The following is a 13,470-nucleotide window of genomic DNA, read 5'->3' as shown; positions in this document are numbered from 1 at the left end:
TCGATTGAATAGAACCTGGATCAATGATTTTGTTGAAAAAATATCACAAGTAGAAGGTCATTTTGATATTTATGTTTCAGTTTTTTTAAAATTTGAAAATCAATTTGTTTTTGGCTTGAAAGATACAAAAGAATGGATAAACCAGGATAATAAGAGAAAGGCTTCTTTTGCTGCCTTTGGTGGAAAATTAGAAGAAGGAGTTGATATAAATCAGTTTTTAGTAAAAAGCTGTAAACAGGAACTGGATGTTAATATTGAAATTATAGACAGTTCCCATACTTATATAGATTACCATCATCGTCTAAAAAGATTACCGAATATCGATTCCGCTAAAGATGAAATGCGTCCTCATATAATTACGGTTATCTCAAAACAAAGACATACAACAAATCCAAATTCTCTTTTTTTCAGCTATTTAGGATATACCAAAAACAAGCCCCGTTCAATTCAACACAGTGCATTATTATTTGCAAAAGAGCAAATTTTGGTCCAAATGTTTAAAAATGAAAAAACTGCCCAGGAATTAAAAAAAGCAGGTGCTATCTTTGAAGAACGAATTAAAATTCCCGATAACCTATTTCTTTATCCGACCGGGTCACTTAACAGTTTGCTGCGTTATTTAAGTTATGAAGTTTTTTAGTATAATACTATGGTGTGGATGTGCGTGTTAAAATTTTCTTTAAAATAAATTCTTATAATATTCTTTTATCCATAAATATGAAAGTCAATAAAAAATATGGGGTTTTGTTAAATAAGAAAGGATTATCATGAATAGTTCCAAAAAAGAAACAATTCTTGTCACAGGCGGTGCCGGTTTCATTGGTTCACATTTAGTAGACTTATTGCTGGAAAATAATTATAAAGTGATTGTTATTGATAATTTATCCAGTGGTAAGGAAAAAAATGTAAATAAAAAGGCAAAAAATTATTTTGTTGATATCACAGGGAACGAAATAAGCAGAATAATTGATCTTGAAAAACCGGATTATGCCTGTCATCTTGCTGCACAGATTAGCGTTTCTTATTCTGTTAGAAACCCTAAAGAGGACGCGCAGAATAATATTATTGGATTACTTAATATCCTGGAAAGTGCCGAAAAAAATAAGTTAAAGGGAATTGTATTTGCTTCAAGTGGAGGGACAGTATATGGTGAACCGGAAAAATTACCAATATATGAAAATGTTCAATTTTCTCCCAGTTCACCCTATGGTATTGCAAAAATGACTTCAGAGTATTATTTAAAATTTTACCAGAGTTATTATGGATTAAATTATATTGCTCTCCGTTATGGAAATGTTTACGGGCCGAGACAGGATCCTTACGGTGAAGCCGGTGTAATTGCTATTTTTATTCAAAAAATGTTAAACAATAGAGTACCTGTTATAAATGGAGATGGTGAGTATATAAGAGATTATGTCTATGTAGAAGATGTTGCCAATGCCTGTTTATCATCTATAAAGAAATTCCAGAAAACAACAGGGGCAGAGTTAAAAAAACAAATTATTATACCTGGTTTTAATTCTTTTAATATTGGAACAGGCCAGGGGATATCAGTAAACAAGTTATTTTACCATCTAAAAAAAATAATAGGATTTACCGCGGAACCTGAATATGGACCTCCCAGGTCCGGGGACTTAAGGAAAAATATTCTCAATTGTCAAAAGGCAAGAGAATATCTTGATTGGAAAGCTGAATACAATATAGAGGAGGGTCTGAAAAAGACTGTAGAGTGGTTTAGTAATAATTTGCATGATTAAATGTTTATAGGTAAAATATGAGAGTATGGCTTAAATCAAATTCAATTAATAAAAAAATAATATGTGAGGTATTGCTTTGAAAGTATTAGTTATTGGCAATGGTGGACGGGAGCATGCAATTATCTGGAAATTAGCTAAAAGTCCGCAAGTAGATAAGATTTATTGTGCTCCGGGTAATGCAGGCATAGATTCTCTTGCAGAATGTATAAATGTGGAGGTAGAAGATTTTATAGGGTTATTGAAAATCGTTCATGACAAAAAAATAGATTTGACTATAGTTGGACCAGAAATACCCTTGTCTTTGGGGATTGTTAACCTGTTTCAGGAACATGGTTATCCAATTTTTGGTCCAACCAGAGAAGCGGCTGAAATAGAATCCAGTAAAGTCTTTGCCAAGTATCTTATGAATAAATACTCTATTCCTACTGCTAAGTACAAGGTTTTTGATGATGATAAAAAAGCGATTTTTCACTCAAAAAAACAATCATTTCCTTTAGCAATAAAAGCAGATGGTTTAGCCGCAGGTAAGGGAGTTTTTATTGTTGAGAACTTCAATCAGGCAGAAGAGGCAATAACGCATATTATGAAGGAAAGAAAGTATGGACAGGCAGGCAATAAAATCATAATTGAAGAATATTTAGCCGGGGAAGAGGTATCAATGCTGGTTTTTAGTGATGGTATAAATATTGTCCCCATGATTACATCCCAGGATCATAAAAAGCTGAATGAAGGAGACAAAGGGCCAAATACCGGTGGAATGGGAGCCTATTCACCGGTTGCATTTTTTGAAGAGGATACCCGCAAATGGGTTCTCGAACATGTATTTAAACCCGCTATTAGTGGTATGGCTCAGGAAGGAAGAATTTTTAAAGGAGTCTTGTATGCAGGTCTGATTCTTACTTCTGATGGTCCAAAAGTGTTGGAATTTAATGCCCGTTTTGGTGATCCGGAAACACAGGTAATCCTTCCTTCTTTGAAAACTGATTTAATTCAGATAATTCAGGCGGTAATCAATGGGAATTTAGATAAGGTTCATATTGAATGGATTGATCAAGCCTCGGCTTGTGTTGTTTTGGCTTCTGCAGGATATCCCGGAGAATATGAAAAAGGTAAAACTATTCATGGTTTAGAGAAATTAGCAGATAGGGATGATATTATAGTGTTTCATGCAGGGACTAAAAAAGATGATCAAAAAATTATTACTGCCGGTGGAAGAGTTTTAGGTGTTACTTCATGGGCAGATAATTTATCCGAGGCTATCAAGAGCGCTTATGATGGCCTGGAACAGATAGAATTTGAGAATAAGTATTATCGAAAGGATATTGGGAAAAAGGGATTATAGTTTCTGGAGATTTTTTAAAACATATAGTAATTAATAAAAAAAGGGGAATTAAAAGTGGAAAAACAAAAAAGAGCAATTATTAGTGTTTCTGATAAGACAGGAATTGTTAAATTAGCTAAAGGATTAAACAAAGCAGGTTATGAAATAATTTCTACTGGTGGAACAGCAAAAAAATTAAAGGAATCAGGAATAAATGTGACATTAATCTCAGATTTGACCGGATTTCCAGAAATTTTAGATGGCAGGGTAAAAACTTTACACCCGGTTATTTTTGGCGGTTTATTAGCCCAAAGCAATAATCCGGAACATCAGAGACAATTACAGGAGCAGAAGATAAGCCCTATTCAGATAGTTATTGTCAATCTATACCCCTTTGAAAAAACTATACTTAAAGAAGATGTTTCTCTGGAAGATGCCATAGAAAATATTGATATCGGGGGACCTTCATTGTTAAGGGCATCAGCAAAAAATTATCAGGATGTCACAGTTGCAGTAGACCCGGATGACTATAAGGTTATTTTGGAAGAACTTGAAAGCTTTGATGGAAATACTTCTTTATCCACCCGTGAAAAACTGGCGGTAAAAGTATTTCAACATACCGCTTATTATGATAGTTTGATTGCAAAATATTTGCCCAGGAAGATACTGCCAAATGAAAGTACATTTCCTGAATACCTGGTTTTAGGCGGGAAAAAATCTGAAGATTTAAGGTATGGAGAAAACCCTCATCAAAAAGCCGCTTTTTATAGTGAAAGTATAGTAGAAGAGGCAAATTTGGGTAATGCCCAATTATTGAGCGGAAAGGAACTTTCTTTCAATAATCTGGTTGATTTGGAAGCAGCTATGGCAATTGTAAAGGATTTTGATGAGCCCACCGTTACTTTTATCAAACATACCAATCCCTGCGGACTGGCTACAGCGGATACTATTGAAGAAGCCTATCAGAAAGCATATGAGGGTGACCCACTATCTGCTTATGGAAGTATTATAGGTATTAATCGCAGAGTGGAAGAAAAATTAGCCATATTGATAGATAAAACACCATTTGTGGAAGCCATTGTAGCTCCTTTTTATAGCCAGGAATCACTGAAAATATTGAAAGTCAAAAAGAATCGACGGCTATTACAGGTTGGAGATCTACGTATTCAGGACAGATATGTGAAGGATATAAAGAAGGTATCCGGTGGTTTTTTATTACAGGATAGGGATTTAAAAAACATTACAGAAAATGATTTAACAATTGTTTCAGAAAAAAAACCTGTTCCGGAAGAGTTAAAAGAACTACTATTAGGATGGAAAATTGTAAAACATGTAAAATCAAATGCAATAGTTCTGTCAATTAATAAACAATTAGTTGGTGTGGGAGCAGGGCAGATGAGCAGAGTAGATTCAGTCAAAATTGCCGTACAAAAGGCAGGGAAACTGGCTAGTGGGAGTTATTTAGCTTCTGACGCTTTTTTCCCTTTTTCAGACGGAATTGAAGAAGCAGGAAAGGCAGGCATCAGGGCAATAATTCAACCCGGGGGTTCCAAGAGGGATGATGAGGTTATTAAAGCTGTAAATAATCTGGGCATGATTATGGTTTTCACAGGACATCGTTGTTTTAAACATTAATTATATTAATAGTTTAAAGTTGGAATCATTTAAAAAAGTGTGCACTTTTAATTTTTAATTCACAATGTTTATATTTTTAGTTGACAATATATCTCTAAAGTGCTATTTTATTAGGCAATTATTAATTCAATAATAAATAAAAAGACAGAAATTCAGAACAGTAAGTCATAATTTTTTTTCAGAGAGCTGAAAACAGGTGAAAAATCAGCAGGGAATTGACTGAAATCCATCTGAATATAGTTTGAGATAAAGGAAACCTGATTACCTCAAACCGCTGAAAGCGTTATATAAAAGAAGGGCTCAGATTTATTGCTTATTTTTATTTGTTGTTTTGACAAATTAAGCTAAATTGGGGTGGCACCGCGAAGAGAACATCGTCCCCAGTAGTTTATAATAAACTACTGGGGTTTTTTATTAGTAGAAGAAAAAACAAGGATGGTAAAATATATGCAGATAAAGTTATTTATTCCAGGACCTACAGAAGTAAAAGACATTGTATTAAAGAAGATGTCTACTCCTCTTATTGGCCATCGGGGCAAAGAAGCATCTGATTTACAACGGTCAATTAGCCGGAAATTACAAAAGCTGATGTTTACGGACAGCGAAATACTTCTTTCTACATCATCAGGAAGTGGATTGATGGAAGGTGCTATCCGTTCCTGTACCAGAAAGAAAGCGGCAGTCTTTTCATGTGGTTCTTTTGGTGAAAGATGGTATGAAATGGCTTTAGCCAATCAAGTTAAAGCAGACTGTTTTAAAGTTGAATATGGCCAGCCGACCAGAGGGGCTATGGTAGATGAGGTAATTAAAAGTGGGGAATACGACCTTGTTACTATTACTCATAATGAAACATCTACCGGGGTAATGAATCCAATCAATGAAATAGCAGATGTTATGCGAAAGTATCCTGGGATAGTATTCTGTGTTGATACAGTCAGCTCTTTAGGGGGAGTTTCAATTCCGGTAGATGAGCTGGGTATTGATATTTGTATTTCTTCAAGCCAAAAATGTTTAGGATTACCTCCAGGGCTTTCTTTATGCTCTATTTCCGAAAAAGCCATAAGTGCGGCAAGAGAAGTTAAATACCGGGGTATGTATTTTGATTTATTAAAACTATATGAATATATGAAAAAAAAGGATTACCAGTATCCTTCTACTCCCTCTCTTTCTCATATGTTTGCTTTGGATTACCAGTTAGATTTAATCTTTGAGGAAGGGATGGAAAACCGGTTTAAAAGGCACATGGCGATGGCAAATATAGTAAGAAAATGGGCTAATGATAATTTTAAACTGTTCCCTGAGGAAGAGTATGCTTCCAATACAGTTACATGTATAGAAAATACTCGGGGAATCAGTGTACAGCAACTTAATCAAATCTTAGGAATGAAGGGTTTTGCCATCTCAAATGGCTATGGAAAGTTAAAAGAGAAAACATTCAGGATTGCTCACATGGGTGACATCACTATTGAAGAAATAGAAGAACTATTGGCTGTTATTGATGAAATCCTGAAAAAGGAGGTATAAAAGATGATTACAATCCTCATAAAAGATAAAGTTGACCCGGGTTTAATTGAGGAGTTAAAGGAAAGAAATTTTATTGTCAGGGATAATCCTGATAAACCGGATACATTATTAAAGGAAGTGAGGGAAAACGAGATTCTAATCATACGCTCAGCAACAAAAGTAACCAGGGAGGTTATTGATGCTGCAGCTGATACCGGAGTGCTCAAACTTATTATAAGAGCAGGCGTCGGTATGGATAATATAGATGTAGCTTATGCCAAAAAGAGAGGGATAACAGCTTTAAATACTCCTGAAGCGAGTAGCTCAGCAGTAGCCGAACTGGTACTTGCCCATATGTTTACACTGGCCAGAAGAATGGTGCCTGCAAACTTAACCATGCGGGAGAGAAAATGGGCAAAAAAACTCTGTGAAGGTATCGAACTAAGTGGAAAAATTTTAGGGATAGTAGGAATGGGAAGAATAGGACAGCTTTTAGCCCAAAAAGCCAGCGTGCTGGGTATGAGGATAACATATACTGATATTATGGGACCTATTAACAGTAATCCGGATTGGAAGTTTGCAACCCTATCGGAAGTTTTGGAAAAATCAGATTTTATTTCATTGCATGTTCCTGCCAGTGATAATGGAAATTATCTAATTGATGAACCGGAACTGAAAAAGATGAAAAAAAGCGCTTTTTTAATTAATACTGCCCGGGGTAATCTGGTAAACGAAAAGGCACTGTTGAAAGCCCTGGATAACGGAGGAATTGCAGGAGCAGGTGTTGATGTTTATATTCATGAACCGTGCGATAATTTTGAATTGATACAGCACGAAAAAATTTCTGTAACCCCTCATGTTGGTGGATCTACTAAAGAAGCACAGTATCGGATAGGACAACAAATTTTGAGTATAATTGAAGAGTATAAGAATGATAAAGAGTTTTCCAGGAAGGAAGTTTAATGGTTGAAATAAGTCCTTTTAAAGCATTAAGGCCTGTAGGGGAAAAGGTATCCCTTGTTAATTCTCCTCCTTATGATGTTGTGAGTCGTGAAAAAGCTGTTGAAATAATTAAGAGAAATCCTTGTTCTTTTTTAAGAGTAATAAAACCGGAAGCACTTGTATCCGGGGAAGAAGTATTATCTCAAAGAAATGCTACAGAGATAGCTGCCAGGAATTTAACAAATATGATAGAACAGGGAGTAATGAAAACAGATTCAAAACCTTGTTTTTATATTTATCAGCAAATTAATGGTTTTTATTGTAGAACCGGAATTGTAGCATGTCTTACGGTAGATGATTATGAAAAAGGAATAATAAAACAACATGAAAAAATCAGGTTAAGAGCCTGGCAGGGAAGAGTTGAACATATCTATAATGTACGAGCCCATACTGGATGTGTCTTCACAGTTTATAAGAGTAATTTTCGGGTAGGTGAAATTCTGCAAAATTCAATGACAGTTGAAAATAAAATTTATGATTTTATCTCCGAAGAAGATGAGGTAAAAAACAAATGCTGGAAAATTGATAAAGAAGATACAATTAAATCATTAAAGAATGCTTTTAAAGAAATACCATTTGTGTATATTGCCGATGGACATCACCGTGCTGCTGCGGCAGCAGAGGTCGCAAAAAGGCTAAGAAAAGAAAAAGAAGAAATACCAGCTTTAAAAAAAGGAGAATACTCTTATTTTCCAGCTGTGCTATTACCACATGATCAAATTCAGATTTTAGGGTACCATCGGTTGATAAAAAAATTAACAGGATTTTCTGCCAATTTATTTTTGGATAAATTAAAAGAAATTTTTCAAGTGAAGAACATTTCTATGAATAAACCATTTTTGCCTGGCAAAAAACATGAGTTTGGTATGAATTTGAAAGGCCAATGGTATAAGTTATTTTTCAAATTAAATAAAGAAAATAAGATAGATCGAACTATAATTGATGATTTGGATGTTTCTATACTACAGGATTATGTTTTAGGACCACTTTTAGGTATTGATGATCCTCAAAAAAATAAAAATATTGAATTTATTGGTGGTACAGATTCTTTGAAGCAATTATCACAAAAGATAGACCAGGGAGCAGATATTGCCTTTACTATTTTTCCAACTTCTATTAAAGAAGTACTGCAGGTTTCCGATGAAGGAAAAATTATGCCCCCAAAATCAACATGGTTTGAGCCGAAAATAAGAAGTGGCATTTTTGTTCATCAGTTTTAAATATTATTTCAGATATGATCATTTTTTTACCACATAAAAAAGGTATTAGCCAGATTGACTTTGTTTATTATTTGTTTTATTCTTTAAGTAAATAGAGGTAAATAGTAACTAATATAGTTTTAATTCATTTCCCTGACTAATAAGAGGCCGATAAAAGAAAGAGGATAATTATGCCAGTTAATTTAAGAAACCGCAACTTAATTACATTGAAAGATTTTTCAAAAAAAGAAATCCTGTTTTTGTTGGATTTGGCAATAGAGTTAAAGAAAGCAAAATATGCCGGGACAGAAAGACAAAGATTAAAAGGAAAGAATATTGCCTTGATATTTGAAAAAGATTCTACCAGAACCAGATGTGCATTTGAGGTAGCTGCTTTTGACCAGGGGGCTAATATTACTTACCTTGGGCCAACAGGGTCGCAAATGGGTAAAAAAGAATCAATGGAAGATACTGCCAGGGTGCTTGGACGTTATTATGACGGAATTGAGTTTCGTGGTTTTAGGCAGGAATCAGTGGAGACTCTGGCAAAATATTCAGGTGGGGTAATATGGAATGGTTTGACGGACCTTTATCATCCTACTCAAGTTTTAGCTGATCTGATGACTGTAATGGAAAATGTGAAAAAACCTTTAGAGAATACTGTTCTGGTTTATGTCGGGGATGGAAGAAATAATATGGCGAATTCCCTGCTTATGGCTTCTTCAATTATGGGAATGGAGTTTAGAGTCGTTGCACCTGAGACCCTTTATCCGGACAAGGGATTAGTCAAAGATGCAGATAAAAGAGCAGAACAATCAGGAGCCAGAATTAAGGTTACTGATAATATCACAACAGGGGTTGAAGGAGCTGATGCTATATATACTGATGTTTGGGTATCCATGGGAGAAGAAAGCCAGATGGCTGATAGAATAAAATTGTTGAGAGATTACCAGGTTAATATGGACATGATAAATAATACTCATAATCCGGATGTTATATTTATGCATTGTCTGCCTTCTTTCCATGATACCAATACTGCTATTGGTAAAGAAGTTTTTGAAAAATATGGATTAGAATCGATGGAGGTAACTGACGAAGTATTTCGCAGTAAACATTCTGTTGTTTTTGATGAAGCTGAAAACAGGTTGCATACTATCAAAGCCGTAATGGTTGCAACATTAGGTAGTTAAAATACAATACAAGTTCTAATCTGAATTCGGGATAAGGTTACAAAAATAAATATAATTAAAGGAGATGCAAAAATGAAAAAATTCATCTCTATAAAGACTGACATACCTGGACCGAAATCAAGAGAGCTTGCTGTAATAAGAGAAAGATATGTTTTTAAGCCAATGGGAGAATCCCTGTCTCCGGGATACATAGATTTCGGAGAAGGAGCACTGGTTACCGATGTAGATGGTAATACTTTTATTGACTTGACCGGGGGATGGGGTTGTTTAGCATTAGGTCATTCTCATCCCGCCATCATCTCTGCCATAAAAGAACAGGTCAATCATTTTATTCATACAGATTTTACCGCTGTGCCATATGAATCTTTTGTCATGTTATGCCAAAGACTAAGCCAGCTTGCCCCTGGTGGTGAACCAAAGAGTGTTGCCCTGTTTAATAGTGGTGCCGAAGCAATTGAAAATGCAGTAAAGGTTGCCAGGGGGTTTACCGGAAGATCGGGAATTATTGTCTTTGAAAACTGTTTTCATGGAAGAACATTGCTTACCCTGACGATGACTCACAAAGCCTTTCCTTATAAGTATAAATTCGGACCTTTTGCCCCTGAGGTATATCGCCTTCCCTATCCAAATTCCTACCGTCATTCTATTGAAATATCAGAATTTGAGAATATCATGAAAGGGCTGGTCAATCCGGAAACAATTGCAGCAATTGTTATTGAGCCTATTCAGGGAGAAGGAGGATTTAATATTCCGGTAAAAGGCTTTTTAGAGCATATTCGAGAATTGTGTAATAAGTACGGGATACTCATGATAACTGATGAAATACAGTGTGGGATGGGAAGAACGGGAAAATTTTTCGCCATTGAAAACTGGAAAATTGAACCGGATATTGTCTGTTTAGCAAAATCTCTTGCATCAGGACTACCTCTTTCTGCAGTAATTGCAAGTAAGAGAGTAACCGATGAATTGCCCGGAGGCAGTATTGGAGGGACTTATGTAGGAAATCCGGTTTGCTGTCAGGTTGCAAAGGAAGTCATCCGGGTTATTTTACAGGAAGATTTGCTGAAACGCGCTTTGGAAATCGGGGAAGTGATTAAAAGACGATTTAATACTATACAGAATAAATATCCTTTGGCCGGGGATGTCAGGGGATTAGGAGCTATGACTGCTTTAGAGCTGGTAAAAGACCGCCAAAATAAAAATCCCGCCACAGAAGAAACAGTAAAAATAGTACAGTACTGCTTAAAGCATGGTGTATTACTTCCCACTGCCGGTATTAATAAGAATATTATCAGAATATTAACTTCCCTGGTTATTACTGATGAACAAATAGAAGAATCTATGGATGTTTTGGAAGAAGCTTTTTCTGTAGTTAATTAAGTATATTTGGAAGACTTGACAAGAATAAATAAATAGCTTGCAATTGTTTTTGAAATATAAGTTAATGTTAATTAATATTATTATATTTGAACAACAGGATAAAATATAGAAATGTCTTAATCCATCAAAACGCTGGAACAAAATACTATCTGTTGCCTTAGAAATAATACACCAAAAAGATTATTTTAATTTAACCATAAGAAATATTGCTGATAGAACAGGTATGTCATAGGCTGCTATTTATCGGAATTTCAAGAATACAGGAGAAATTATTTCAAGCGGGTATTTTAATGAATATCGCAAAATAAAAGGAAAAATAAGCCAGCATAGAAATATAAGTGAAAATATCCTAAAAGATATTATTACCAAGTGACAAAAAATATTAAAATCTCCCCGAAAAAAAATCCCTCAACTTTTGCTATACTTTACATGGGAAGTAACAGAATATTAGCATTTAAATGGCGGCAGAGTAATTTTTCTTATCCAGTGGGATAAGTGGCAAAATGAGTATTAAAGCAACATCTGGATTTTATCAATAACCGGACCGGTAAGAATAACTACCAGGATTTTTTTACTTTAGATCATAAAAAGAGTAACAGGTTTCCACTATTTTAAAAAAATTTAAATATTATTGCATTGTTTATAACTAATAGATCATCAGGAAGGAGTTACAGAAATGAATTTAGCACTATTTTGCTTATCCTGTTAATAATAATAACAGCCACATTGCCATATCATTTTTAAAAGACAGGAATAGAATAATTAAAAGCCTGATATCTACAATCTGTATAATAATATTCCATAGTAAATAAATAATTAATAATAAATTTTCTTTATTAATTCTAAAAAACCTGGAATTAAGGTTGTTAATCAATCACTTATTTTTATATAATAAAATACATATATTGTTTTCATGAATTTAACGAATATTCAATAATACAATAATAGTCTTGTAAAAGGATTTAATAGTAATTTGAAGGAGCTAAAAATGGAATATTCTCAACAATCATCTATTATAATGAATAAGATGGATATTGATAGGACATTGCTCAGAATTTCTCATGAAATTATTGAGAAAAACAAAGGCGTAGAGGATTTAGGCATAATTGGAATTAAAACAAGAGGGGAATATTTAGCTAAAAGAATAGCTCTCCATATATACAATATAGAAAAGGTGAGAATACAGGTGGGGGTTCTCGATATTACACTTTACCGGGATGATTTAAAGGACAAAAAACCAGATGCAATAGTTGTGAAAACCGAGATTCCTTTTCAAATAGGGGAGAAAAAAATACTTTTAGTTGATGATGTACTTTATACCGGAAGAACTATAAGGGCAGCAATGGATGCAATTGTTGATTTGGGTAGACCTAACTCCATCCAGCTTGCCGTGTTAATCGATAGAGGCCACCGTGAATTTCCTATCCGAGCAGATTATGTCGGTAAAAATGTTCCAACTTCTCACAGGGAAATCGTGAAGGTTCGATTGGGCGAAATAGACGATATAAGTCAGGTTGAAATAACTAAACAGGATTATTAAGCAATATTTTATAGTATAATTGGTAAGATGAGTTTTAATATGAATAGTGGATTAGTGTTTGATATTAAAAGATTTGCCATTCATGATGGGCCTGGTATTCGTACGACCGTTTTTTTAAAAGGTTGTCCATTAAGATGCTGGTGGTGTCATAATCCTGAAAGCTGGTTGGATCAACCTGAAATATTGTTTAATTTCAATAACTGTATTCAATGTTATCAATGTATCTCCCAGTGTCCCCAGAATGCTATTACAATAAAAGACAAATATCCCTATACTGATAAAAATAAATGCCTGGCTTGCGGGTATTGTGTTAATATTTGTCCGGCTATCGCCAGAGAAATATCCGGTAGTAAATTCAATGTGGGGCAGGTAATTGCCGAAATCAGAAAGGATTTAATATTTTACCAGGAATCCGGAGGGGGAGTTACTTTTTCCGGTGGAGAGCCAATGGTACAGATTCATTTTTTAGAACAATTACTTTCTGAATGCAAAAAAATGGAAATTAGTACTGTAATAGATACATGTGGACATGTTCCATGGGTTTATTTTGAAAGAATTGCAGATATGGTTGATTTATGGTTATATGATATTAAGGTAATAGATGAAAAAACTCATAAAAAATATACCGGGGTGCAAAACAGTCTCATAATAGATAATCTGAGAAGGTTATCAAAGAAAACAAGCCATATTGAGATTCGAGTACCTGTAATACCAAAAATTAATGATTCCTGCAAAGATATTAGAGCAATAGCAGAATTAATGAATTCCTTAAGGTTAGAAAAAGTCAGTTTATTGCCTTTTCACAGGATGGGCATTGAAAAATTTGCCAGACTGCAGATAAAGAACAGGCTTAAAAACATATCCACAAATAAAAATGAACATATTACAAAATTACAACAGATATTTTTTCAGAATAATATCTATGCTATTATTGGAGGATAAA

The 13,470-nt window shown here is 34.4% G+C and carries 11 protein-coding genes; all 11 read left to right on the top strand.

The genetic code is table 11. The features are described from left to right. Positions 1-4: 4 nt before the first annotated feature. Complete coding sequence (locus tag PHQ99_01845; GenBank protein MDD4288323.1) at positions 5-640, top strand: hypothetical protein; 636 nt, start codon at positions 5-7, stop codon at positions 638-640. A 127-nt stretch (positions 641-767) separates the two neighbouring features. After that, positions 768-1,757, top strand: a complete 990-nt coding sequence (locus PHQ99_01840; GenBank protein ID MDD4288322.1) for an NAD-dependent epimerase/dehydratase family protein — start codon at positions 768-770, stop codon at positions 1,755-1,757. A gap of 76 nt (positions 1,758-1,833) precedes the next feature. Beyond that, on the top strand, positions 1,834-3,099 hold the full coding sequence (purD, locus tag PHQ99_01835) for a phosphoribosylamine--glycine ligase (protein ID MDD4288321.1): 1,266 nt from the start codon (positions 1,834-1,836) through the stop codon (positions 3,097-3,099). Between the two features lie 54 nt (positions 3,100-3,153). After that, positions 3,154-4,713, top strand: a complete 1,560-nt coding sequence (purH, locus tag PHQ99_01830; protein MDD4288320.1) for a bifunctional phosphoribosylaminoimidazolecarboxamide formyltransferase/IMP cyclohydrolase — start codon at positions 3,154-3,156, stop codon at positions 4,711-4,713. Between the two features lie 447 nt (positions 4,714-5,160). Continuing rightward, positions 5,161-6,237, top strand: coding sequence for an alanine--glyoxylate aminotransferase family protein (locus PHQ99_01825; protein ID MDD4288319.1), 1,077 nt, complete (start codon positions 5,161-5,163; stop codon positions 6,235-6,237). A gap of 3 nt (positions 6,238-6,240) precedes the next feature. Beyond that, complete coding sequence (locus tag PHQ99_01820; protein ID MDD4288318.1) at positions 6,241-7,179, top strand: D-2-hydroxyacid dehydrogenase; 939 nt, start codon at positions 6,241-6,243, stop codon at positions 7,177-7,179. Continuing rightward, entirely contained in the window at positions 7,179-8,438 is a 1,260-nt protein-coding gene (locus PHQ99_01815) for a DUF1015 family protein (GenBank protein MDD4288317.1), read from the top strand. The genes PHQ99_01820 and PHQ99_01815 overlap by 1 nt, the downstream gene beginning before the upstream one ends. A 170-nt stretch (positions 8,439-8,608) precedes the next feature. Further along, positions 8,609-9,607: an ornithine carbamoyltransferase gene (gene argF, locus PHQ99_01810; GenBank protein MDD4288316.1), complete on the top strand. Its 999-nt coding sequence runs from the start codon at positions 8,609-8,611 to the stop codon at positions 9,605-9,607. A 72-nt stretch (positions 9,608-9,679) separates the two neighbouring features. Beyond that, positions 9,680-10,987 carry an aspartate aminotransferase family protein gene (locus tag PHQ99_01805; GenBank protein ID MDD4288315.1) on the top strand — a complete coding sequence of 436 codons (1,308 nt, stop codon included), beginning with the start codon at positions 9,680-9,682 and terminating at the stop codon, positions 10,985-10,987. Between the two features lie 988 nt (positions 10,988-11,975). Then, positions 11,976-12,527, top strand: coding sequence for a bifunctional pyr operon transcriptional regulator/uracil phosphoribosyltransferase PyrR (pyrR, locus tag PHQ99_01800; protein ID MDD4288314.1), 552 nt, complete (start codon positions 11,976-11,978; stop codon positions 12,525-12,527). Positions 12,528-12,566: 39 nt separating this feature from the next. After that, positions 12,567-13,469, top strand: a complete 903-nt coding sequence (locus PHQ99_01795; protein MDD4288313.1) for a glycyl-radical enzyme activating protein — start codon at positions 12,567-12,569, stop codon at positions 13,467-13,469. Position 13,470 lies beyond the last annotated feature (1 nt).

The organism is Atribacterota bacterium (assembly GCA_028703475.1).
In the GTDB taxonomy this organism is placed as follows: domain Bacteria; phylum Atribacterota; class Phoenicimicrobiia; order Phoenicimicrobiales; family Stramentimicrobiaceae; genus JAQVMU01.
The sequence above is the reverse complement of the archived record's forward strand: the minus strand, read 5'-3'. Positions and strand labels throughout refer to the sequence as shown.